The organism is Paraburkholderia lebeckiae (assembly GCF_050436325.1).
Taxonomy (GTDB): Bacteria; Pseudomonadota; Gammaproteobacteria; order Burkholderiales; family Burkholderiaceae; genus Paraburkholderia; species Paraburkholderia tuberum.
Genome location: NZ_JBNDLZ010000003.1, coordinates 96,372 through 118,782, shown reverse-complemented (window position 1 = coordinate 118,782; position 22,411 = coordinate 96,372). Strand labels below are relative to the sequence as shown.

The window sequence follows — 22,411 nt, the reverse complement described above, 5'->3', positions numbered from 1 at the left end:
GGGCGTTTAGTCCACGTGGTAGTTGGGCGCTTCCTTGGTGATTTGCACGTCGTGCACATGCGACTCGCGCAGGCCCGCACCGGTGATCTGCACGAACTCGGCCTTCTCGTTCATTTCGGCGATGGTGCGGCAGCCGCAGTAGCCCATGCTCGCGCGCACGCCGCCGATCAACTGGAACAGGATCGCGTTGACCGAACCCTTGTACGCGACGCGACCTTCGATGCCTTCCGGCACCAGCTTGTCGATGTTGGCCGAGTTGTCCTGGAAGTAGCGGTCCGCCGCGCCGTCCTTCATGGCGCCGACCGAGCCCATGCCACGGTACGACTTGTACTGGCGGCCCTGGTACAGGAATACCTCGCCCGGCGACTCCTCGGTACCGGCGAACATGCTGCCCATCATGACCGCGCTGGCGCCCGCCGCGAGCGCCTTGCTGACGTCGCCCGAGAAGCGCACGCCGCCGTCGGCGACGACCGGCACGCCGGTGCCGTTCAGCGCTTCGGACACGTTGGAGATAGCGGTGACCTGCGGCACGCCGACGCCTGCGACGACTCGCGTCGTGCAGATGGAGCCCGGGCCGATACCGACCTTGACGCCGTCCGCGCCGTATTCGACGAGCGCCTTGGCGGCCGCGGCGGTTGCGATGTTGCCGCCGATCACCTCGACGTGCGGGAAGTTCTGCTTGACCCACTTGACGCGCTCGAGCACGCCCATGCTGTGGCCATGCGCGGTATCGACGACGATCACGTCGACGCCGGCCTGCACGAGCAGCTCGACGCGCTCTTCGTTGTCCGCGCCGACGCCGACCGCCGCGCCCGCGCGCAGCTTGCCGTGCTCGTCCTTGCATGCGTCCGGGTGCTCGGTCTGCTTGGTGATGTCCTTGACGGTCATCAGGCCGCGCAGTTCGAATGCGTCGTTGACGACCAGCACGCGCTCGAGGCGGTGGCTGTGCATCAGCGCCTTCGCTTCGGCGAGCGGCGTGCCTTCCTTGACGGTGACGAGGCGCTCGCGCGGCGTCATGATGTTGCGCACCGGCTCGTCCAGACGCTCTTCGAAGCGCAGGTCGCGGTTGGTCACGATGCCGACGAGCTGCGAGCCTTCGACGACCGGGAAGCCCGAAATGCCATGCTGGCGCGACAGCGCGATCACGTCGCGCACTTTCATTTGCGGCGGCACGGTGATCGGATCGCGCACGACGCCCGACTCGAAACGCTTGACCTTCGCGACTTCACGCGCCTGCTCGGCCGGTGTGAGGTTCTTGTGGATGATGCCGACGCCGCCCATTTGCGCCATGGCGATTGCCAGACGTGCTTCGGTGACCGTGTCCATCGCGGCGGACACGAGCGGCATGTTGAGGGAGATGTTGCGGGTCAGCCGGGTCTTGAGGCTGGTGTCGCGCGGCAGAACGTCGGAGAAGGCCGGGACGAGGAGCACGTCATCGAATGTGAGTGCTGTTTGGATCAGACGCATGGCAAATCCTATAGGCGCAAAAGCGAATTATACGCGATACCACCCCGGTTTTCACTGCGCGAACAGCAGCTTAGCGAATTTCAGACGATTTTTTGCCGCTCCGGCATACGTCGATTTCGCTTGCCTGTTCGCGTCAGGTTCGATCGGGTTTCGTTTGCGCGTTCGCAGGCGAAATCGGGGCAGAGCCGGCGGCATTTTCGCGGCACGTACCCTGTCGAGCGGCGGTCGAGCGGCCCGAATGCAGGATCGAACAAGACACCCCGCTCGCATAACCGCTATTCTGCCGGCCATTCCAGTTTATCCAGCAGAGGCAGTCGATGCAGCGCGGTGTCGTATACGGCGTCATGGCCGGAGCCTTGTGGGGCATGGTGTTTCTGGTGCCGCGGGTGCTGCCCGACTTCTCCCCGCTCCTGCTCGTCGCCGGCCGCTACTCGATGTACGGCGTCGTGTCGCTCGCCGCAGCGCTACCGATCGCGCGTTCGCTCGCCAAACGGCTGAGCCGCGAGGATCTGATCGCGCTCGTCAAGCTCGCGCTGGCCGGCAATATCGTCTATTACCTGCTGCTGACGGCCGCCGTGCACCTGATCGGAATCGCACCGGCCTCGCTGATCGTCGGCGTGCTGCCGGTCACGGTCACGCTGCTCGGCCGGCGCGATCACGGCGCGGTGCCGCTCGCGCGCCTCGCATGGCCGCTCGCGACCGTGATGGCGGGCATCGTCTGCATCAATATCGACGTCTTTACGGTGGCCGGCGCGGCACCGGCGAGCATCGCGACGCGCCTGCTCGGCGTGGCCTGCGCGGTGGGCGCGCTCATTTGCTGGACCTGGTTCGCGGTCGAGAACGCCCGTTACCTGCAGCGTCAGACGCATTTCAGCGGCAATGAGTGGTCGGTGCTGTGGGGCGTCGTGACTGGCGCGCTAGGCGGCGCGTTGTGGCTCGTGGTCGCGGCGCTGCCGTCGGGCGGCCCGCGGGGTGAGTTGGCCGACCCGCGCTGGCACACGTTCTGGCTGCTCAACCTCGCACTCGCGATCGGCGCGTCGTGGATCGGCAACGGCCTGTGGAATGCCGCGGCAAAACGGCTGCCGCTTACGCTGTCCGGCCAGATGATCGTGTTCGAGACGCTGTTCGCGCTGCTTTACGCGTTCATTTACGACGAGCGCCTGCCGCGCCCGCTCGAACTCGCGGCGATCCTGCTGCTGGTGGCGGGGGTCTGGTGGTCGGTGCGCCGGCATTCGGACGACGATTCGTCGGGTGCGGCGCGCATCGAGGGCATGAACGATAAGGCGCAGACGGCGGCGCCTTGAGGTGACGTGACGTGATGATGCAAGTCGGGTGGCGCGCGAAAAGGTCCGCCGCCCCCCCCCAACTAGCGCCGCCTAGCGCGAATCCTTGTTCAACCAACGCCGCCCCTCGATCGACCCCGCCTTGCGTGTCTTTTCGACGCGGCGTTGGCGCGACACCTTCGGGTCCACCAGCAACGGCCGGTAAATCTCGACGCGATCATGGTCGGCCAGCACCGTATCGAGCGCCTTGAGCTTGCCGAACACGCCCACCTTCTGCGTGTTCAGATCGATCGACGGAAAGCGCTGCAGAATCCCGCTTGCGCCGATCGCCTGTTGCAGCGTCGCGCCCGCGGGCAACTCGACCGCAATCAGCGCCTGCTCGGCAGCGAGCGCATAGCAGACCTCGACCGTTAGCCGCGCGCTCATGACTGACCATAGCGCTGGTTGGCGCGCTTCACGAAAGATTCGACGAAGGTATTGGCGATGTGATTGAACACCGGCCCGATGATCTTCTCGAGCAGGATGCTGGTGAACTCGTAGTGCAGCGCGAATTCGATCTTGCATGCATCGGCGCGCAGCGGCGTGAAGCGCCAGAAACCGGTGAACTTGCGAAACGGACCGTCGGCGAATTCCATGTCGATGCGCGTGGGGCGCTCCATTGAGTTACGCGTGGCGAAATGCTGCTTGATGCCCTTGAAGTTGATATCGATCCTCGCCTCCATGCTGGTGTCGTCCCGGTGACGAATTTCGATGCCCCCGCACCATGGCAGGAACTTGGGGTAATCGTCGACGTCGGTGACGAGGTCGAACATCTGCTCCGCCGAATGGCGAATCAAAACGGTTTTCTGGACATCTGCCATAAATTGAACAGCGCGTGGCAACGGTGGACGAGCGCCGCGGGCTTTCCTTGCCCCGCTTTGCTAAAATCGTGATTTTAAACGAGTTGGGCACTTTCCATTCATGAGCATCATAGACAACAGAAAAGCCTTCTACGACTACTCGGTCGAGGAACGCTATGAGGCAGGCCTCGTGCTCGAAGGATGGGAGGTCAAGGCGTTGCGCGCCGGGCGCGGCCAGATCAAGGAAGGCTACGTGGTGATCCGCAACGGCGAGCTGTTCCTGATCGGCACGCACATCAGCCCGCTGCCCGAAGCGTCGACGCACATCCATCCCGATCCGGTGCGCACGCGCAAGCTGCTCCTGCATAGCGAGGAGATCAGCAAGCTGATCGGCAAGGTCGAGCAGCGCGGCTACACGCTCGTGCCGCTGAATTTTCACTACAAGAACGGTCGCGTCAAATGCGAGATCGGTCTCGCGAAAGGCAAGAAGATGCACGACAAGCGCGAGACCGAGAAGAAGCGCGACTGGGAGCGCGAGAAGGCGCGCTTGATGCGCTCGCCGACCTGAACGCGATTCGTTTCCGGCTCATGCAAAAATGGCCCGCACATCGATGTGCGGGCCATTTGCTTTTACGTCACGCGCTCATTGCGCATGCATTGGCCGTTCGTCAGCGCAAGTCGCCGCGCGGCGGCTCCGCTGCCGCCTTGCCCTTGTTCACGATGGTCAGCGCCGACGCGATCATCGAACTCATGTTCGACATGTCGCCCGGCACGATCAGTGTCGTGCCCTGCCTGGCGAGGTTCGAGAACGCGTTCACGTATTGTTCGGCCACCTTCAGATTCACCGCGTCCATGCCGCCGTTCAGCTGGATCGCCGCCGCGATCTTCTGGATCGCCTGCGCGTTCGCCTCGGCCACCGCCAGAATCGCCGCGGCCTGCCCCTGCGCCTGGTTGATCGCTGCCTGACGCTCGCCCTCGGACTTCTGGATCGCCGCCTCGCGGCCGCCCGACGCGATATTGATCTGCTCCTGCTTGCGCCCTTCCGATGCCGCGATCAGCGCGCGCTTCTCGCGCTCGGCGGTGATCTGCGCCTGCATCGCGTGAAGAATTTCCTTTGGCGGCGTCAGGTCCTTGATCTCGTAGCGCAGCACTTTTACGCCCCAGTTCGCGGCCGCCTCGTCCAGCGCGGACACGATGCTGTGATTGATGAAATCCCGCTCCTCGAAGGTCCGGTCCAGCTCCAGCTTGCCGATGACCGAGCGCAGCGTGGTCTGCGACAACTGCGTGATCGCGAACACGAAGTTGCTCGATCCATACGATGCCTTCATCGGATCGGTGACCTGGAAATACAGCACACCGTCGACCTGCAGTTGCGTGTTGTCGCGCGTAATACAGACCTGGCTCGGCACTTCGAGAGGAATTTCCTTCAGCACGTGCTTGTACGCGACCCGGTCGACGAACGGGAACGCGAAGCTCAGACCCGGCGTCAGCGTCGCGTGATAACGGCCGAGGCGCTCGAGCACCCACGCATGCTGCTGCGGCACGATCTTGATGGTCTGCGACGCGAGCACGATTACGACGATCAGCAGCACTGCCCCGACGATGGTTGAATCCATATCTTTATCCTCCGGTTCTGCTTCGAATAGTTGTGCGCAGGTTGGTCGGGCCTGCGTTTTCAGCTTAGGCGGCCGGCGCTCAGATGATCAGGTCGCGCTCGCGCGCGCCTTCGGCTGCCGGCTCGCGACGACGACGAGGCAACTGCCCCGTAACTCCCTGATCTCGTAGACCTGCGCGTCTTCCGGTTCGCCCGCGGCCAGCTCGACGTCCCATGCCGCGCCACGATAGGTCGCGCGTGCTTTGCGCCCCTGCCAGGCCGGCACGTTCAGCGTCTGCCCGATATCCAGATTGACATCCGGATTGCGCGACGCCTGCTCGCGCCTACGACGACCGAAGCGCGAGCGTCTGAGCACCACGACCGCCGCAAGCGCAACCAGCGCCGCCACTACGAATTGCAGATCGGTCCCGGCGCCGGCAATGCGCGCAAGTGCCGCCGCGACGAAGCCGAACGCGATCATCAACAGATAGAAGGTGCCGCTCATCAGTTCCAGCACGACAAGCACACCCGCCCCGATCCACCAGAACAGTCCACCAGGCGCCACATCGACCTCCACAAAGCAAAACACCCCGGTTCTACCGGGGTGTTTATAGCACGAAGCGGACGTGCCTTTAACGCGTGCCGAATGCCGCCTGCGAAGCGGCATTCGATGCCTCGCGAGTTACTGCTTCGCCTTTGCCAGTTGCTGCCACGTATCGATGATCGTGTCGGGGTTGAGCGAGATCGACTTGATGCCTTCGTCCGTCAGCCATTGCGCGAAGTCCGGATGATCCGACGGCCCCTGGCCGCAGATACCGACGTACTTGTCCAGACGCAGACAGGTTTCGATTGCGCGCTTGAGCAGGAACTTGACCGCCGGATCACGCTCGTCGAAATCGACCGCGAGCAGCTCCATGCCCGAGTCGCGGTCGAGGCCGAGCGTGAGCTGCGTCAGGTCGTTCGAGCCGATCGAGAATCCGTCGAAGTACTGCAGGAACTCTTCCGCGAGGATCGCGTTCGTCGGCACTTCGCACATCATGATCAGACGCAGGCCCTTCTCGCCGCGCTTCAGGCCGAACTTCGCGAGCAGCCCGACCACGCGCTCTGCCTGCTTCAGCGTACGCACGAACGGCACCATGATCTCGACGTTGTCGAGGCCCATCTCTTCACGCACCTTCTTCAGCGCGACGCATTCCATCTGGAACGCCTCGGCGAAGTCTTCCGCGATATAGCGCGACGCGCCGCGGAAGCCCAGCATCGGGTTTTCCTCGTCCGGCTCGTAGCGCGAGCCGCCGATCAGCTTCTTGTACTCGTTCGACTTGAAGTCCGACAGACGCACGATGACGGGCTTCGGATAGAACGCCGCCGCGATCGTTGCGATACCTTCGGTCAGCTTGTCGACGTAGAACGCGCGCGGCGAGGCGTGACCGCGCGCGACGCTTTCGACCGCCTTCTTCAGGTCCTGATCGACGTTCGGGTACTCGAGGATCGCCTTCGGGTGCACGCCGATGTTGTTGTTGATGATGAACTCGAGCCGCGCGAGACCCACACCTGCGTTCGGCAGTTGCGAGAAGTCGAATGCGAGTTGCGGATTGCCGACGTTCATCATGATCTTCACCGGAATTGGCGGCAGTTCGCCGCGCTGCACTTCGGTGATTTCGGTTTCGAGCAGGCCGTCGTAGATCTTGCCTTCGTCGCCTTCGGCACATGACACGGTGACGAGCGCGCCGTCCTTCAGCACGTCGGTCGCGTCGCCGCAGCCGACCACGGCCGGCACGCCCAGCTCACGCGCGATGATCGCCGCATGGCAGGTGCGGCCGCCACGGTTCGTGACGATCGCCGACGCACGCTTCATGACCGGCTCCCAGTTCGGGTCGGTCATGTCGGCGACGAGCACGTCGCCCGGCTGCACACGGTCCATCTCCGACGGGTCGTGGATGACGCGCACCGGACCCGCGCCGATCTTCTGACCGATCGCGCGGCCCGTTGCCAGCACGTTCGACTGGCCCTTCAGCTTGAAGCGCTGCTCGGCCTTGCCGCCGCCCTGGCTCTTCACCGTTTCCGGACGCGCCTGCAGGATGAAAATCTTGCCGTCGCGGCCGTCCTTGCCCCACTCGATGTCCATCGGACGCTGGTAGTGCTTCTCGATGATCACCGCGTACTTCGCGAGCTCGATCACGTCTTCGTCGGTGATCGAGAAGCGGTTGCGCTGTTCGTGCGCGATGTCGACGGTCTTCACGCGGCCCGGCTCGCCCGGCTTCGTGAACTCCATCTTGATCAGCTTCGAGCCGATCGAGCGGCGGATGATCGGGTACTTGCCCTGGGCGAGCGTGGTCTTGAACACGTAGAACTCGTCCGGATTCACCGCGCCCTGCACGACGGTTTCGCCAAGGCCATAGCTCGACGTGATGAAGACGGCGTCCTTGAAACCGGATTCGGTATCGAGCGTGAACATCACGCCCGCGGCGCCGACATCCGAGCGCACCATGCGCTGCACACCCGCCGACAACGCGACTTCAGCATGCGTAAAGCCCTTGTGCACGCGATAGGAGATGGCACGGTCGTTGTACAGCGACGCGAACACATGCTTCATGCGATCGAGCACGTCGTCGATGCCGACCACGTTCAGATAGCTTTCCTGCTGACCGGCGAACGATGCGTCCGGCAGGTCTTCCGCGGTCGCGGATGAACGCACGGCAAACGACAGCTCCTCGGGCGAGCTCTTTTGCAGCGTGTCGAAACCCGCGCGAATGTCAGCCTCGAGTTGCGGCTGCAGCGGCGCGTCGACGATCCATTGACGGATCTCCTTGCCCGCTTCGGCGAGCGCCTTCACGTCGTCGACGTCGAGCGTCTCGAGACGTTTGGCGATGCGTTCAGTCAGATCGTTGTGCTGCAGGAAGTCACGGAACGCGAGCGCGGTGGTCGCGAAGCCAGTCGGCACGCGCACGCCGGCTTCCGCGAGCTGGCTGATCATCTCGCCCAGCGACGCGTTCTTGCCGCCGACGATTTCCACGTCGGTCATCCGCAACTGCTCGAACGGAACTACATACGCCTTGTCCTTTGCGACGTTAACTGCGTTAGTCATACAAGCCCCTAAGTGTGAAAGAAATTCGCGGCTGTGCAAGTGGGCTTGAACACGGGCAGCCCATTGGAAGCTCGACCCCGTGTCTTGCACAACCTGTTAGATAAGCAATCGCCTGGACAGCGGAGATGCGTTGCATGGCGCGCCGGCCGTGCAGCACGAGGCGGACGCACCGAAGAACGCGGTTGAGCGGACTTACCGCTCGATCTGTCGCGTTCAACGCACATTGCCATTAGATAGCGTGACGTTGAACGACCGTTCGCGGCAAGTTAGCGGCCAATCGCCTGCAATTGCTTATCCAACAGGTTGCCGTTATTCTACCGTGCCGACTCCTGAAATGTGACAGTCGGTCGAGAATTGCGCCTCGAATCGCGCCCCGACCGAGCCAGCGGGCTTTTGCGAGACCGCCCGCGCGGGCGCGAGCGTGGCGCGGCCGCCGCCGCGCGGTTTGATTCGAGCGCGTTGTCGCGCTCGCGCTTTCCGGCTCATTTGCCTTTCACGTTCACAGCTCCACTGATGCCGCCCACCGTATTCATCGTCTCAGACGGTACCGGGATTACTGCCGAAACCTTCGCGCATTCGATCCTCTCCCAGTTCGACCAGAAATTCCGCCTGGTCCGCGTGCCTTTCGTCGACTCGACCGAGAAGGCCTATGCGACGCTCGAAAAGATCAACGAAGCGGTCGTGCAGGACGGCCGTCGTCCGATCGTGTTCACCACGCTGGTCGATAGCTCGTCGAATCAGATCGTGAAGGATTCGAACGCGCTCGTGCTCGACATGTTCCAGACCTTCGTCGAGCCGCTCGAGCAGGAACTGGAGCTGAAGTCGAGCCACGCGATGGGCCGCGGCCACCAGAACGCGGACACCGAGGAGTACAAGAACCGGATCGAGGCGATCAATTTCTCGCTCGCGCACGACGACGGTCAATCGAACCGCAATCTCGCAGACGCCGACGTGATTCTCGTCGGCGTGTCGCGCAGCGGCAAGACGCCGACGAGCCTTTATCTGGCGATGCAGTACGGCGTGAAAGCGGCGAACTATCCGCTGATTCCCGAAGATTTCGAACGCGGCAAGCTGCCCACGCCGCTGCTCGAGCATCGGCAGAAGATGTTCGGGTTGTCGATCGATCCGCAGCGCTTGTCGGAAATCCGCAACGAGCGGCGGCCGGGTAGCAAGTATGCGGCGCTGGAAAACTGTCGCTACGAGATCAACGAAGCGGAAGCGATGATGCGGCGCGAGGGGATCAAGTGGCTGTCGTCGACGCACAAGTCGATCGAGGAGATCGCGACGACGATCCTGCAGGAGATCAAGCTGGATCGGCCGTCGTATTGACGGACAGCCGGGCAGGCATTGCGTTGCCGCGCCAGAGCCCTGGCAACGCCACTTACGGTGAGTCTACTTTTTGCGCCCGCGCTGCTGCCGGCACTGCTCGAACAGGCAGACCGCCGCCGCGGCCGCCACGTTCAGCGACTCCATGCCGCCGGGCTGCGGGATCGTCACGCGCAACGACACGGCATCGCGCCACACCTGCGACACGCCCGCCCCTTCGTTGCCGAACACCCACGCGAGCGGCCTGCTCAGGTCACAGTCGTAGATCGCTTCGGCACCGTGCGAATCTGTGATGGCGACCGGTACCGCGAGCCGTTCGATCAGCGCACGCGCTTCGACATCCTCATGAATCTGCAACAGGAAGTGCGCGCCCATCCCGGAACGCAGCACCTTCGACGACCACGCGTATGCGGTGCCCGGCGCGCAGAACACGTGCTCGATACCCGCGGCCGCTGCGCTGCGCAGAATCGATCCGACGTTGCCCGCGTCCTGCACGCCGTCGAGCACGAGACAGTTTTGCTCGACGCGCTCGGGCAGCGGCGCGTCGAGCTTCTCGACGAGCAGCAGAATCCCGACCCCATGCACGACATTCGACAACTGCCCGAACAATGCATCCGGTAACGTCACGAGCCGATGCTCACCGATGCGCGAAACGATCGCCCGCGCTTCGTCGTGACGCAGCGCGCCATCAGTGACGACGCATAGCTCCGGCTGACCGGCGATATCGAGATACGTGCTCGCGAGATGGAAGCCCTCGAGCAGCGCGTGGCCGCTGCGGCGCTGTTGATGCGTCGAGCCCGCCAGTGCCTTCAGGCGCTTGTAGAGCGGATTGTCCCGCGAGGTGATGGCTTTCACAGGCAGCGAAGGCGGTGAGAAGGGAAAAGGAATCGGCGGCAATCAACGGCACGCAAGCGCGGAGCGCGCTCGAGCCGCGCTGATGGGGTCGGTCAAGCGAGGCCGGCCTCGCCGAACGCATCGCCGTCGAGCAGCAGCGCGTCGGCCACGATGACGGCGTCCGCCGGCGGCAACGGCACGCCTGTGCCGAACCGCAGATGCGCTTCGCGCACCGGCGCGAACGACCGCCGATGATGTTCGCACGGCCCATGCTCGAGCAGCGCCGCGAGATGCTGCGGCGTGCCGTAACCGGCATGCGCGTCGAAGCCGTACATCGGATACGCCTGGTGCAGTTCGACCAGCATGCGGTCGCGCGTGACCTTCGCGAGAATCGACGCCGCCGAAATGCTCTTCACGAGCGCGTCGCCGCCGATCACGGCTTCGCTACGAATACTGAGCGTCGGGCAACGGTTGCCGTCGATCTTCACGAGCGTCGGCACGACCGACAGGCCCTCGACCGCGCGTTTCATCGCGAGCATGGTGGCGTGCAGGATGTTCAGCGAATCGATTTCCTCGACCGTCGCCGACGCGACGCAGTACGCGAGCGCACGCTCGACGATCTTGTCGTACAGCGCTTCGCGCTTGAGTGCGCTCAGCACCTTCGAATCGTCGAGGCCGCGGATCATCGGTTTGGCGGGATCGAAAATCACCGCCGCCGCGACGACCGGACCAGCCAGCGGTCCGCGCCCTGCCTCGTCGACGCCGCAGACGATGTCGTCGGCGCTCTCGAAGTTCAGGCCGGCTTGCGCCACGACCCGAACGGTGGCCGCGATCTTCCTGCGAGGCGCGGGCGCGGCGGTCATGGCCGCCCCGCCCGCTGCTCGACGACGCTCGCCACGACTTCGGCCGCGCGCTGCGCTGTGTTCTGCTTCAGCACGTGATGCATCTCCGTGAAGATTTCCTTCAGCGTGCGCCGGTTCGCCTCGTCGCGCAACTGTTTCAGCGTCGCCTCGGCGAGCGCCTGCGGCGTCGCGAAGTGCTGCAGGATCTCCGGCACCACGAAACGCCCGGCCAGGATGTTCGGCAGGCCGACGTACGGCAGATAGCCCTGCCGGCGCATGATCTGGCCGGTTAGCCAGGGCACTTTGTACGAAATCACCATCGGCTTTTTCAGCAGCGCGGCTTCGAGCGTGACGGTGCCGCTCTTCACGAGAATCGCGTCGGCGGCGGTCATCGCGAGTTGCGACTGCCCTTCGGTGATGGTCAGCGCGAGGCCCGGATGCGCATCGACGAGCGGCTGCAGCAACGCGCGCAACGCGGGCGTCGCCGCCGGCATCACGAAGCGCACGCTGGGCTCCTGGTGCTGCATCATCTCCATCGCCGCGAAGAACGTCGGGCCGATCAGGTCGATCTCGGAGCGCCGGCTGCCCGGCAGCACCGCGATCACCGGCCCGCTTTCCGCGAGATCGAGCGCGCGGCGCGCACCGAGGGTGTCAGGTTCGAGCGGGATCTGATCGGCCAGCGGATGCCCGACGTACGACGCCGCGACACCCGCCTTTTCAAGCAGCGCGGTTTCGAACGGGAACACGCACAGCATGTGGTCGACGGCCTTGGCGATCTTTTTGATGCGCCCGCCACGCCACGCCCAGATGGACGGGCAGACGAAGTGCACGGTCGGAATGCCGGCGTCGCGCAGTGCGTGCTCGAGCCCGAAATTGAAGTCGGGCGCGTCGACGCCGACGAATACGGACGGCGGTTCGGCGAGCAGTTGACGCTTGAGCTCGTTGCGGATACCGAGGATTTCGGGAATGTGCCGCAGTGCTTCGACATAGCCGCGCACCGTCAGCTTTTCCATCGGCCAGTGGGCGTCGAAGCCCGCGGCCATCATGCGCGGACCACCGATGCCGTAGTACTGGGTGGTGGCCGGCAGCGTGCTGGCGAGACCGTCGAGCAGCGACGCGGCGAGCAGGTCGCCGGACGGCTCGCCGGCCACCATCGCGACGCGCAGCGGACTGGGTTGCAACGTCATCGGTTAGCGGATGATGCCGCGCTGCGACGCTTCGACGAACGTGAGCAGCGTCTGCACCGGGGCGTCGCCGTCACCGCCGGCCGAACCGAGTTCCTTCAATTGCACCTTCGCTTCTTCGAGCGACAGGCCGTTCTTGTACAGCACGCGATACGCGGTGCGCAGCACCGAGATCGCGTCGGCCGAGAAGCCGCGGCGGCGCAACCCTTCGACGTTGATGCCGTGCGGCTCGGCCTTGTTGCCCGCGGCGATCACGTACGGCGGCACGTCCTGCACGAGCGCCGACGCGCCGCCGAGCATCGAATGCGCACCGATGCGCACGAACTGATGCACGCCCGACATGCCGCCGATGATCGCGTAGTCGCCGATCGTCACGTGACCGGCCATCTGCGCGTTACTCGACAGAATCACGTTGTTGCCGACGTGGCAGTCGTGACCAATGTGCACGTAGGCCATGATCCAGTTGTCGTCGCCGAGCGTGGTGACGCCCGCGTCCTGCACCGTGCCGGTGTGGATCGTCGTGAACTCGCGGATCATGTTGCGGTTGCCGATCACGAGCCTGGTCGGCTCGTCCCGGTACTTCATGTCCTGCGGGCGGCCGCCGACCGATGCGTAATGGCCGATGCGGTTGTCTTCACCGAGCGTGGTATAGCCTTCGATCACGCTGTGCGAGCCGACCGTGCTGCGCGCACCGATCGTCACGTGTGCGCCGATCACGGCATAGGGTCCGACTTCGACGGATTCGTCGAGCTGCGCGCCCGGCTCGATGATCGCAGTGGGATGGATCCTGCTCATGCGTCCTCGCTTCTGATTCTGTTGCGTTGTGTGGATGGCCTTGCCGTCAGGGCCGCCGCGCGCGTGCCTTGCCGCGCCGCGACCTGCCCCGACACGGGCTTTACGCGTCTTTGTCCGTGTGGCGCACTGCGCACATCAGATCGGCTTCCGCCGCGACGACGCCATCCACTTCGGCGCGCGCCTTGAACTTCCAGATGCCGCGCATGTGACGCTCGAACGTGCAGTTCAGGATCAGCTGATCGCCCGGTTCCACCACGCGCTTGAAGCGCGCGTTGTCGATGCCGACGAACAGGTACAGCGTGTTCGACGGATCGCTCGGTTCTTCCGAGAACGTCAGCAGCGCCGCGGTCTGCGCGAGCGCTTCGAGGATCAGCACGCCTGGCATCACCGGCCGCGTCGGGAAATGTCCCTGGAAATACGGCTCATTGATCGACACGTTCTTCAACGCTTTGACGCTCTTGTGCGGTTCGAGTTCGAGCACCCGGTCGACCAGCAGGATCGGATAACGATGCGGCAGCAGCGTGAGAATCTTATGAATGTCGAGATTGATTTTTTCGGTGCTCATGGTGTTTCTGCTCACGCATTGACTGCGCGATGATGACTGCGGATGCTGGTGCAGGTGGGTTGAAAACGCGCACGACCGGCGCCTCTGATGACCGGTGGCCGTGCCACCCGGTCACGGCCACCGGCTTCGCTTCATGATGCTCGACCACTATTTTACGTGGTGCCGATGGGTCGCCGGGATAACTGTCAGATCTTGTTGCCTGCGGGTTGACCTGCGGCGCCGTCAGTGGCATTGCCGGCTTTGTCGACGGTGGCGTTCTCCAGCGCTTTGATGCGATCGCGAAGCTTGTCGATATTGCGCAGCAGCGCGGCGCTTTTGTTCCAGTCCGCGTGGTTCACGGCCGGGAACGCGCTCGTGTACATGCCGGGCTTCAGCAGCGACTTAGACACGCCCGACTTTGCGGTGACGATCACGTAATCGGCGAGCGTCACGTGTCCGGCGATGCCGACCGCGCCGCCGATCATGCAATGACGGCCGATCGTCGTGCTGCCCGCAATGCCCGCGCAGCCCGCGATCACCGTGTAGGCGCCGACCTTGCAGTTGTGGCCGATCTGCACGAGGTTGTCGATCTTCACGCACTCCTCGATGATCGTGTCGGCCATCGCGCCGCGGTCGATCGTGGTGTTCGCGCCGATTTCGACGTCGTTCGCGATCGACACGCCGCCGACCTGGGGAATCTTCACCCAACTGCCGGTGCGCGCGTCGCCCTCGCCGACGAAGTCCGGTGCGAAGCCGAAGCCGTCCGAGCCGATCACCGCGCCGGCGTGGACGATCACGCGCTCGCCGAGCTTGCAGCCGTGGTACACGGTCACGTTCGGATACAGATGCGCGTTCGCGCCGACACGCGTGCCGCGGCCGATCACGACGTTGGCGTCGAGCCGCGCATGCTCGCCGATCACCGCGCCCGCTTCCACGGTGACACGCGGACCGATCACCGCGCTCGCGGCGACCTGGGCGGCAGGATCGATGGTTGCGCTCGGATGCACGCCGGGGACCGCCCTCGGCGCGGCCAGGTCGATGAAGGTTTGCGCGATGCGCGCAAAGTAAGCGTAGGGATTCGGCGTGACGATGAAGTTTCGAGCTTCGCGCGAGGCGAGCTTCGCGAGGTCGCCGGCATTGATCAGTACTGCGCCGGCGCGGGTCGTTTCGACCTGCGACAGATATTTCGGATTGGCGAGGAACGCCAACTGGTCCGGCCCTGCCTGGTCGAGCGGCGCAAGACTGCTCACGCGCTGCGCCCCGTTACCGACTAATTCACCGCCGAACCGCTGGACGATGTCCTCGAGCGTAAATGCCATGCCTATCCTGTCTCCAACCCGTTCAATCATTGGAGGGCGCGCGCCGAGGCGTGCGGGGCGACCGTGCGCCGCCCTCAGTTGCCCTCAGTTGCCCTCAATTGCCCGATGCCGCCAGTGCCTTCAGCACCTGGTCGGTGATATCGATGCGCGGGCTCACGTACACCGCTTCCTGGACGATCAGATCGTAGTGCTGCGTTTCGGCGATCTGCTTGATGACCTTGTTCGCGCGATCGAGCACCGCCGCGAGTTCCTCGTTGCGGCGCTGGTTCAGGTCTTCGCGGAACTCACGCTGCTTGCGTTGGAAGTCCGAGTCGAGCTGCGACAGGTCGCGCTGCTTCTGCGCGCGATCGGTCGCCGACATTGTCGCGCCATTCTTGTCGAGTGCATCGGACATCGACTTGAGCTTTTGCGCCATGTCGGCGAGATCCTTGTCCCGCTTCGCGAATTCGGCCTCGAGCTTCAGCTGCGCGGCTTTCGCCGCCGCCGATTCGCGCAGGATGCGGTCGGAATTCACCGCGGCGATCCTCGCCTCCTGCGCGTGCGCCATGCCGACCCCGAGGGTCATTGCCAGCGCCAATGCGCACGCTACACGTTTCGAAAACATACCGGTTAGCAAAGTCATCCTCTCGATACTGTAGTTTGGCCGGGTCCGCCGCCGCAGCCGGCCGCCGGCAACGCCGGCCGCCGGGAACACCCGCCGCCCGATCAGAACGCGGTCCCGATCTGGAACTGGAACTTCTGGTACTGGTCGCCAGTGTGCTTCGTGAGCGGGAAGCCAAGGCTCAACTTGAGCGGGCCGATTGGCGAGATCCACGCGAGACCCACACCGTAGCCGTAACGCAGGCCATTTGCGCCGATGCTGTTACCTTCCGTTCCCCACACGTTACCGGCGTCGAGGAAGGTGAACACACGCAGCGTGCGATCGTAGCCCGTGCCCGGCAGCGGGAACGTGAGCTCGATATTGCCGACGAGCAGCTTCGAGCCGCCGATCGGGTCGCCGGTCTTCGCGTCGCGCGGACCGAGCGAGCTCGGCTCGTAGCCGCGGACCGAACCGATACCGCCGGCGAAGTAGTTCTTGAAAATCGGATATGGCTTGCCGCCAAGGCCGTTACCGTAACCGCCCTGGAAGTTGAAGCCCAGCACGAAGCCCCGCGCGAACGAGTAATAGTACTGCGCGTTGATGTCGGCCTTGTAGTACTGCGTGCCGCCGACCGGCGTGCCGTACTCGGCGTTCGCCTGCGTGAAGTAGCCGCGGCTCGGCACCAGTGCGCTGTCGCGCGCGTCCCGCGACCAGCCGACCGTCAGCGGTACGTTGTTCGACACGCGGCCGAACTCGTGCACGTAGTCTATATAGCTTTGCGGCGTGTTCGAGTCGATGTCGAGCTGATTCTGCTCGAAGCCCACGCCGAAAAATACCGTGTCGACTTCAGAGAACGGGATGCCGAACTTCAGGTCACCGCCTATCGTGACGATCTTGAAGCTCGAATCGGTCGAATAGTACAGCGGCTGGTACGTGCGGTAGTAGACGTCGGTGATCCGCTTGATGCCGTCCACCGTGAAGTACGGGTCGACCTGCGTGACCGTCAGCGTACGGTACGTCTTCGCGGTATTGATGTTCACCGAGAGGCTCGTGCCGGAGCCGAACACGTTGTCCTGCGAGATACCCGCCGACAGCACCACCTTGTCCGTCGATGAGAAGCCCGCGCCAAGCGTGATCGCGCCGGTCGGCTTTTCGGCGACCTTCACGTCGATGTCGACCTGGTCGGGCGTGCCTTCGACCGGCACCGTGGTCACGTCGACGTCGGTGAAGTAGCCGAGACGGTTGATACGATCCTTCGACAGCGCGAGGCGGTTCGAATCGAACCACGAGCTTTCGAGCTGGCGCATTTCACGGCGCACCACTTCGTCGCGCGTGCGCGTGTTGCCGACCACATTGATGCGGCGCACGTACACGCGACGGCTCGGGTCGACCTGAAGCGTCAGGTCGACGGTGTGGTTGTTCTGGTCGATCTGCGGCTGTGCATTGACGGTCGCGAACGCGTAGCCGTACTCGCCGAGCTTGTCGACAATCGCCTTCGTGGTGGCCTGCAGCTTTTCGGCCGAGAAGCGGTCGCCCGGCTTGATCTTGATCAGCTTCTTCAGCTCCGCTTCGCGGTCTAGCAGATTGCCGGCGAGGCGGATGTTCGAAATCGTGTACGGCTGACCTTCATGCAGCGTGACCGTCAGGTACATGTCCTTCTTGTCCGGCGAAATCGACACCTGGGTCGATTCGATGCTGAACTCGAGATAGCCGCGGTTCAGGTAGTACGAGCGGACGTTCTCGAGGTCGCCGGTGAGCTTGTCTTTCGCGTATAGGTCGTTCTTCGTGTACCACGAGAACCAGTTCGGCGTGGACAGCTGCATTTCGTCGCGCAGCGTGCCGGTGCTGAATGTCTTGTTGCCGATGAAGTTGATCTGACGGATCTTCGCGCTCGGACCTTCGGCCACCGAGAACAGGATGCCGACGCGGTTGCGGTCGATCGGCGTGATCGTCGTGGTGACTTCAGCCGCGTAAAATCCGCGCGTCAGATACTGGCGCTTCAGTTCCTGCTCGGCCTTGTCGACGAGGGCCTTGTCGTAGTAGCGGCCTTGCGACAGCCCGACCGCGCGCAGCGCCTTGATCAGGTTGTCCTTGTCGAACTCGTGGATACCGGCGAAGTCGATCGTGCCGATGGCCGGGCGCTCTTGCACCTGCACGATCACCACGTTGCCTTCGGTCGCGATCTTGACGTCGTTGAAGAAGCCCGTCGCGTACAGCGCGCGAATCGCTTCGGACGCCTTGTCGTCGGAAAAGGTATCGCCTTGCTTGATGGGCAGGTACGCGAACACCGTGCCCGGTTCGACGCGTTGCAATCCCTCAATGCGAATGTCTTGCACCACGAAGGGCGTCGTTGCATGAGCAACCAGCCCATGCGCGGCGAACGCCGCGGCTACAACCGTCTTTGGACCAAAGCGATGAGGTTTGAACAACGTGCTTCCCCAGTGTGTATAGCTGCATCAGGCCTGGCGGCCGCCCTCGTGAACGCCGCCGGACACTTTAAAAATGGATTAAACGAGCCAGATCGTTGAACAGCGCAATCGCCGACAACGCGACGATGCAGGCAAGCCCCGCTCTCTGAAAAACGAGTTGCCAGCGATCGGAGACAACTTTACCGGTCACAGCTTCAACCAAGTAATATAACAGATGACCCCCGTCCAATACCGGAATTGGTAGCAGGTTCAGCACGCCGAGGCTAATGCTGACAAGGGCCAGGAACGACAGAAACGCGGCAGGACCCAGACGTGCGCTCTTTCCCGCGTAGTCGGCGATCGTCACCGGACCGGACAGATTCTTCAGCGACGCCTCGCCGACGATCATCCGGCCGAACATCCTGACCGAGTACACCGCGAGATCCCAGGTACGGCGCGCGCCGAGGTGGAGGCTCTCGAGCGGCCCGTAGCGCACGTCGATCGACGGCACCTGGGTCGCCAGCTCCGCGCCGATGCGGCCGATCTGCTGCCCGCTCGCCGCATCGCGCTGCAGCTGCGGCACGATGGTGATTTCTTCGAGCGCGCCCGCCGCATGACCGCCACGGCCGCCGCGCTCCACCCGCAGCGTGACCGGCACGCCGGCGTGCGACTTTACAAATGCGATGAAGGCCGAGGCGTTATCGGTCGGCGTGCCGTTGATCGCGCGCAGCCGATCGCCGGCGACGAGCCCCGCCTTTTGCGCGGCGCTACCCGCCTGCACGCCCGCCACCGTCAGCTTGCCGCCGCCGGGCTCGAAGCCGAGGCGCGACATCAGATCGTCGTCGACGTCTTTCTCGCCGAGGCCGCGCAGGTCCATCGGAAAATCGGACGTGCCGTGCGCGTCCTTTGCACTGAGCACGATGCGCTGCTGATCGAACGCGGCGCCGAGCAGCTTCCAGCGCAGATCCGACCACGACCGCACCGGCTCGGTCTCATCGCTATGGCCGGTGCGCACACCGACTATCGTCTCGCCGCCCTCGAAACCCGCCAGCGCGGCCGGCGTGTTCGGCGCGGGTGTCGCGATCACGGCGGCCGGTTCGGTCACGCCAGTTGCGAACACGAGCGCGAACAGCACGATCGCGAGCAGGAAATTCGCGACCGGACCGGCCGCGACGATCGCGAAGCGCCGCCACACCGACTGGCGGTTGAACGCATGCGGCAGATCCGCTTCGGGAATCGAACCGGGGCCGGTCTCGCGCTCATCGAGCATCTTCACGTAGCCGCCGAGTGGCAGCGCGGCAATCGTCCACTCGGTGCCCGTCTTCGGACTGACCCACTGAACGAGCGGCTTGCCGAAGCCGATTGAAAAGCGCAGCACCTTCACGCCGCACAGACGCGCGACGCTGTAGTGCCCGTACTCGTGGACCACCACGAGTACGCCAATCGCAACCGCGAACGCGAGCAGTTCGATCAGCAGGTTCATAGGCGCCTCACTGGACGGCGCGTTCCGTGCGACGGGCGCCGTCAGGCAGACGCGCGATGAATTCGGTAGCAGCTCGGCGCGCGGCGGCGTCCGCCTCGATGACGTCGTCGAGCGCGTGCGCGCTGCGGTTCGGCAACGCGTTCAGCACCGAGTCGACCGCCTCGGCAATCGCCATGAAGCCGATGCGGCGCGCGAGAAACGCCTCCACCGCGACCTCGTTCGCGGCGTTCAACGCCGCGCTCGCGACGCCGCCTTCCGCGAGCGCCTTCATGGCGAGCGCGAGGCACGGGAAGCGCGCGTAGTCGGGTTTTTCGAACGATAGCGACGCGATCTCCGCGAGATCGAGCTGCGCGACGCCGGAATCGACGCGATCCGGAAACGCGAGCGCGTGCGCGATCGGCGTGCGCATATCGGGGTTGCCGAGCTGCGCGAGCACCGAGCCGTCCGCATACGACACCAGCGAATGAATCACGCTCTGCGGATGGATCAGCACGTCGATGCGCTCGCCGGGCAGGTTGAACAGCCAGTGCGCCTCGATCACTTCGAGGCCCTTGTTCATCATCGTGGCCGAGTCGACCGAGATCTTGCGGCCCATCACCCAGTTCGGATGCTTGCAGGCTTCGTCAGGCGTCACGTCGACCAGCGTGGCCGGTTCGCGTGTGCGGAACGGACCGCCCGACGCGGTCAGGATGATCTTCGAGACGCCGCCATGCAGCGACGCTTCGCGCGGCAGGCACTGGAAAATCGCGTTGTGTTCGCTGTCGACCGGAAGCAGCACCGCGCCGTTGTCGCGCACCGCGTCCATGAAGATCGCGCCGGACATCACCAGCGCTTCCTTGTTCGCGAGCAGGATGCGCTTGCCGGTGCGCGCCGCGGCAAGGCTCGGCGCGAGACCGGCCGCGCCGACGATCGCCGCGACCACCGTGTCGCAGCCCTCACTCTTCGCCACGTCGACGAGCGCCTGCGGCCCGTACGTGACCTCAGTCTTGCTGCCCGCCTCGCGCAGCTTCGCGGCGACCTTCGCGGCCGTGTCGGCGTCGCCGACCACCGCCACTTCGGGCGCAAAGCGCAGGCATTGCCTGACGAGCTTGTCGCCGTTGCGATGCGCGCTCAGCGCGTAAATCGAAAAACGCTCGGGGTGACGCGCGACCACGTCGAGCGTACTGTCTCCAATCGAGCCCGTGGAACCGAGCAATGTCAGACGTTTTTGCATATCTCTTTTCTCTAGCCGAGCAGCAGCATGGCGAGCGGCAGCACCGGCAACAACGCGTCGATGCGATCGAGCACGCCGCCGTGCCCCGGCAACAGTCCGCTCGAGTCTTTGACGCCGGCCTGGCGTTTCATCATCGATTCGAACAGGTCACCGACCACGCTGAAAACCACCAGCAGGGTCAGCGCGAGCACCGTGCGCAGCGCACCCAGTTGCGCCAGCAGCGCAGAATACAGGGTCGGCTCGAACGCGTGCAAAAAGATCGCCGCCGCCGCGACGATCATGACCAGCAGCCAGCCACCGATCGCCCCCTCCCAGGTTTTACCCGGACTGATGGCTGGCGCCAGCTTGTGCTTGCCAAATGCCTTCCCGGAGAAGTATGCGCCGATATCGGCAAGCCATACCAACAGCAGCAGCGACAGCACGAACGGCACACCCTGCATGCGCGCAGCGACGAGAGCATGCCAGCACGCGATGAAACCAACGATTCCGGCAAGAAACAGAAAGGCGCGCCAGGCGCCCTGCGCGAGCACGGGCTTGCGCAGCAGCACGAACGGACCGGCGATCACCCAGAAAATCGACGCCGCCTGGAAGAACGGCCGCGCAGGCTCGGTGCCGATGCCCACCCGCGTACTGGTGACGAGTCCGAGTGCCGCGACGAGCGCGTACAGCACCGGGCCCGCGCCGCCGAGCTTTAGCAGGCGCGCCCACTCCCACGCGGCGAACACGACGACGAAAGCGATCAGCGCGCCGAATGCGCCGACAGGCGCGAACAGCGTGACAGGCAGGAACACTGCCAGCAACACGATCGCCGTGATGACACGGGTCTTTAGCATGGAAGCGAATCGACGTTCTGCGATTGCGGCTCAAGCTGAGCACTGGTGCGGCCGAAGCGGCGTTCCCGCTCCGCGTACGAAGCGATGGCGTGACCGAGCGCGTCGGCGTCGAAATCCGGCCAGAACGTGTCGGTGAAATAGAACTCGGTGTAGGCAAGCTGCCACAGCAGGAAGTTGCTGACGCGGCGCTCGCCGCCGGTGCGGATGAACAGGTCCGGCTCGGGTGCGTAGGCCATCGACAGGTGCTCGGCGAACGCGTCCTCGTTGACCTCGACCGGCTTGCCCGCCGCCGCCGCTTGCTCGACGAGCTTGCGGGTGGCCTGCATGATGTCCCAGCGCCCGCCGTAGTTCGCGGCGATGGTCAGCGTGAGACGGGCGTTGCGCGCGGTCTTGGTTTCCGCGCGCTTGATCAGATCGCGGATCTTGTCGTCGAAACGCTCGAGATCGCCCACCACGCGCAAACGGATACCGTTCGCGTGCAGCTTGCCGATCTCGCGCTCGAGCGCGGTAACGAACAGGCGCATCAGGAACGATACTTCCTCGTTCGGACGGCGCCAGTTCTCCGAGCTGAACGCGAACAGCGTCAGATATTCGACGCCCCGCCGCGCGCACGCCTCGACGGCCGCCCGCACCGCGTCGACGCCGCGCGTATGGCCCGCCACGCGGGGCAGACGCCGCTGCGTGGCCCAACGGCCGTTGCCATCCATGATGATCGCGATATGTCGCGGCACCGCGGCGACTTCAGGCACGCGCACGGTTGAGCTGGTATAGGTCATGGCCGT

General features: G+C 64.4%; 21 protein-coding genes. 3 read left to right on the top strand and 18 right to left on the bottom strand.

Annotated elements, in window-relative coordinates; genetic code table 11:
- Positions 1 to 6: 6 nt before the first annotated feature.
- On the bottom strand, positions 7 to 1,467 hold the full coding sequence (gene guaB, locus OKW44_RS18615; RefSeq protein WP_018417670.1) for an IMP dehydrogenase: 1,461 nt from the start codon (positions 1,465 to 1,467) through the stop codon (positions 7 to 9).
- Between the two features lie 317 nt (positions 1,468 to 1,784).
- On the opposite strand from guaB, the gene OKW44_RS18610 reads away from it, so the two are divergent.
- Positions 1,785 to 2,771 carry a DMT family transporter gene (locus OKW44_RS18610; protein ID WP_026225321.1) on the top strand — a complete coding sequence of 329 codons (987 nt, stop codon included), beginning with the start codon at positions 1,785 to 1,787 and terminating at the stop codon, positions 2,769 to 2,771.
- Between the two features lie 72 nt (positions 2,772 to 2,843).
- Here the strand turns inward: OKW44_RS18610 and OKW44_RS18605 are convergent, their stop codons facing one another.
- Both OKW44_RS18605 and OKW44_RS18600 read right to left on the bottom strand, forming a co-directional pair.
- Complete coding sequence (locus tag OKW44_RS18605) at positions 2,844 to 3,176, bottom strand: RnfH family protein (RefSeq protein ID WP_018417667.1); 333 nt, start codon at positions 3,174 to 3,176, stop codon at positions 2,844 to 2,846.
- Positions 3,173 to 3,610, bottom strand: a complete 438-nt coding sequence (locus tag OKW44_RS18600; protein ID WP_018417666.1) for a type II toxin-antitoxin system RatA family toxin — start codon at positions 3,608 to 3,610, stop codon at positions 3,173 to 3,175. The genes OKW44_RS18605 and OKW44_RS18600 overlap by 4 nt, the downstream gene beginning before the upstream one ends.
- A 100-nt stretch (positions 3,611 to 3,710) precedes the next feature.
- On the opposite strand from OKW44_RS18600, the gene smpB reads away from it, so the two are divergent.
- Positions 3,711 to 4,157 (top strand): SsrA-binding protein SmpB, encoded by a 447-nt coding sequence (smpB, locus tag OKW44_RS18595; protein WP_013089686.1) that lies wholly within the window; start codon positions 3,711 to 3,713, stop codon positions 4,155 to 4,157.
- Between the two features lie 100 nt (positions 4,158 to 4,257).
- Here smpB and OKW44_RS18590 read toward each other — a convergent pair whose 3' ends face one another.
- From OKW44_RS18590 to ppsA, 3 genes are all read right to left on the bottom strand, one after another.
- The gene (locus OKW44_RS18590) at positions 4,258 to 5,205 is read right to left on the bottom strand and encodes an SPFH domain-containing protein (RefSeq protein WP_018417665.1); all 948 of its coding nucleotides are present in this window, start codon (positions 5,203 to 5,205) and stop codon (positions 4,258 to 4,260) included.
- Between the two features lie 87 nt (positions 5,206 to 5,292).
- Positions 5,293 to 5,748, bottom strand: a complete 456-nt coding sequence (locus OKW44_RS18585; protein WP_018417664.1) for an NfeD family protein — start codon at positions 5,746 to 5,748, stop codon at positions 5,293 to 5,295.
- Between the two features lie 117 nt (positions 5,749 to 5,865).
- Entirely contained in the window at positions 5,866 to 8,268 is a 2,403-nt protein-coding gene (ppsA, locus tag OKW44_RS18580; protein ID WP_026225320.1) for a phosphoenolpyruvate synthase, read from the bottom strand.
- A 513-nt stretch (positions 8,269 to 8,781) separates the two neighbouring features.
- On the opposite strand from ppsA, the gene ppsR reads away from it, so the two are divergent.
- Positions 8,782 to 9,597, top strand: a complete 816-nt coding sequence (gene ppsR / locus OKW44_RS18575) for a posphoenolpyruvate synthetase regulatory kinase/phosphorylase PpsR (protein ID WP_013089690.1) — start codon at positions 8,782 to 8,784, stop codon at positions 9,595 to 9,597.
- 63 nt (positions 9,598 to 9,660) lie between these two features.
- On the opposite strand, the gene OKW44_RS18570 is transcribed toward ppsR, so the two are convergent.
- The 12 genes from OKW44_RS18570 to uppS form a co-directional block, all read right to left on the bottom strand.
- A complete protein-coding gene (locus OKW44_RS18570) occupies positions 9,661 to 10,449 on the bottom strand; it encodes a TrmH family RNA methyltransferase (RefSeq protein WP_026225319.1) in 789 nt (262 codons plus the stop codon).
- A 92-nt stretch (positions 10,450 to 10,541) separates the two neighbouring features.
- On the bottom strand, positions 10,542 to 11,291 hold the full coding sequence (gene rnhB / locus OKW44_RS18565) for a ribonuclease HII (RefSeq protein ID WP_018417660.1): 750 nt from the start codon (positions 11,289 to 11,291) through the stop codon (positions 10,542 to 10,544).
- Positions 11,288 to 12,457 carry a lipid-A-disaccharide synthase gene (gene lpxB, locus OKW44_RS18560; RefSeq protein ID WP_018417659.1) on the bottom strand — a complete coding sequence of 390 codons (1,170 nt, stop codon included), beginning with the start codon at positions 12,455 to 12,457 and terminating at the stop codon, positions 11,288 to 11,290. Before lpxB ends, rnhB begins: the two co-directional genes overlap by 4 nt.
- Positions 12,458 to 12,460: 3 nt before the next feature.
- Positions 12,461 to 13,249 (bottom strand): acyl-ACP--UDP-N-acetylglucosamine O-acyltransferase, encoded by a 789-nt coding sequence (lpxA, locus tag OKW44_RS18555; RefSeq protein WP_018417658.1) that lies wholly within the window; start codon positions 13,247 to 13,249, stop codon positions 12,461 to 12,463.
- A 100-nt stretch (positions 13,250 to 13,349) separates the two neighbouring features.
- On the bottom strand, positions 13,350 to 13,814 hold the full coding sequence (gene fabZ / locus OKW44_RS18550) for a 3-hydroxyacyl-ACP dehydratase FabZ (RefSeq protein ID WP_018417657.1): 465 nt from the start codon (positions 13,812 to 13,814) through the stop codon (positions 13,350 to 13,352).
- A gap of 185 nt (positions 13,815 to 13,999) precedes the next feature.
- Positions 14,000 to 15,112: a UDP-3-O-(3-hydroxymyristoyl)glucosamine N-acyltransferase gene (gene lpxD, locus OKW44_RS18545; RefSeq protein WP_018417656.1), complete on the bottom strand. Its 1,113-nt coding sequence runs from the start codon at positions 15,110 to 15,112 to the stop codon at positions 14,000 to 14,002.
- Positions 15,113 to 15,206: 94 nt separating this feature from the next.
- Entirely contained in the window at positions 15,207 to 15,728 is a 522-nt protein-coding gene (locus OKW44_RS18540) for an OmpH/Skp family outer membrane protein (RefSeq protein ID WP_026225318.1), read from the bottom strand.
- Between the two features lie 89 nt (positions 15,729 to 15,817).
- Complete coding sequence (gene bamA, locus OKW44_RS18535; RefSeq protein WP_026225317.1) at positions 15,818 to 18,121, bottom strand: outer membrane protein assembly factor BamA; 2,304 nt, start codon at positions 18,119 to 18,121, stop codon at positions 15,818 to 15,820.
- Between the two features lie 67 nt (positions 18,122 to 18,188).
- The gene (gene rseP / locus OKW44_RS18530) at positions 18,189 to 19,583 is read right to left on the bottom strand and encodes an RIP metalloprotease RseP (protein ID WP_018417653.1); all 1,395 of its coding nucleotides are present in this window, start codon (positions 19,581 to 19,583) and stop codon (positions 18,189 to 18,191) included.
- Positions 19,584 to 19,590: 7 nt separating this feature from the next.
- Positions 19,591 to 20,796, bottom strand: a complete 1,206-nt coding sequence (locus tag OKW44_RS18525) for a 1-deoxy-D-xylulose-5-phosphate reductoisomerase (RefSeq protein ID WP_018417652.1) — start codon at positions 20,794 to 20,796, stop codon at positions 19,591 to 19,593.
- Positions 20,797 to 20,807: 11 nt separating this feature from the next.
- Complete coding sequence (locus tag OKW44_RS18520; protein WP_018417651.1) at positions 20,808 to 21,629, bottom strand: phosphatidate cytidylyltransferase; 822 nt, start codon at positions 21,627 to 21,629, stop codon at positions 20,808 to 20,810.
- Entirely contained in the window at positions 21,623 to 22,405 is a 783-nt protein-coding gene (gene uppS / locus OKW44_RS18515; RefSeq protein WP_018417650.1) for a polyprenyl diphosphate synthase, read from the bottom strand. The genes OKW44_RS18520 and uppS overlap by 7 nt, the downstream gene beginning before the upstream one ends.
- Positions 22,406 to 22,411 lie beyond the last annotated feature (6 nt).

Excerpts from the sequence above, each read along its gene's own strand:
- guaB (WP_018417670.1), bottom strand. The coding sequence starts at position 1,467 with ATGCGTCTGATCCAAACAGCACTCACATTCGATGACGTGCTCCTCGTC.
- OKW44_RS18610 (WP_026225321.1), top strand. The coding sequence starts at position 1,785 with ATGCAGCGCGGTGTCGTATACGGCGTCATGGCCGGAGCCTTGTGGGGC.
- OKW44_RS18605 (WP_018417667.1), bottom strand. The coding sequence starts at position 3,176 with ATGAGCGCGCGGCTAACGGTCGAGGTCTGCTATGCGCTCGCTGCCGAG.
- OKW44_RS18600 (WP_018417666.1), bottom strand. The coding sequence starts at position 3,610 with ATGGCAGATGTCCAGAAAACCGTTTTGATTCGCCATTCGGCGGAGCAG.
- smpB (WP_013089686.1), top strand. The coding sequence starts at position 3,711 with ATGAGCATCATAGACAACAGAAAAGCCTTCTACGACTACTCGGTCGAG.
- OKW44_RS18590 (WP_018417665.1), bottom strand. The coding sequence starts at position 5,205 with ATGGATTCAACCATCGTCGGGGCAGTGCTGCTGATCGTCGTAATCGTG.
- ppsA (WP_026225320.1), bottom strand. The coding sequence starts at position 8,268 with ATGACTAACGCAGTTAACGTCGCAAAGGACAAGGCGTATGTAGTTCCG.
- ppsR (WP_013089690.1), top strand. The coding sequence starts at position 8,782 with ATGCCGCCCACCGTATTCATCGTCTCAGACGGTACCGGGATTACTGCC.
- rnhB (WP_018417660.1), bottom strand. The coding sequence starts at position 11,291 with ATGACCGCCGCGCCCGCGCCTCGCAGGAAGATCGCGGCCACCGTTCGG.
- lpxB (WP_018417659.1), bottom strand. The coding sequence starts at position 12,457 with ATGACGTTGCAACCCAGTCCGCTGCGCGTCGCGATGGTGGCCGGCGAG.
- lpxA (WP_018417658.1), bottom strand. The coding sequence starts at position 13,249 with ATGAGCAGGATCCATCCCACTGCGATCATCGAGCCGGGCGCGCAGCTC.
- fabZ (WP_018417657.1), bottom strand. The coding sequence starts at position 13,814 with ATGAGCACCGAAAAAATCAATCTCGACATTCATAAGATTCTCACGCTG.
- lpxD (WP_018417656.1), bottom strand. The coding sequence starts at position 15,112 with ATGGCATTTACGCTCGAGGACATCGTCCAGCGGTTCGGCGGTGAATTA.
- rseP (WP_018417653.1), bottom strand. The coding sequence starts at position 19,583 with ATGAACCTGCTGATCGAACTGCTCGCGTTCGCGGTTGCGATTGGCGTA.
- OKW44_RS18525 (WP_018417652.1), bottom strand. The coding sequence starts at position 20,796 with ATGCAAAAACGTCTGACATTGCTCGGTTCCACGGGCTCGATTGGAGAC.
- OKW44_RS18520 (WP_018417651.1), bottom strand. The coding sequence starts at position 21,629 with ATGCTAAAGACCCGTGTCATCACGGCGATCGTGTTGCTGGCAGTGTTC.
- uppS (WP_018417650.1), bottom strand. The coding sequence starts at position 22,405 with ATGACCTATACCAGCTCAACCGTGCGCGTGCCTGAAGTCGCCGCGGTG.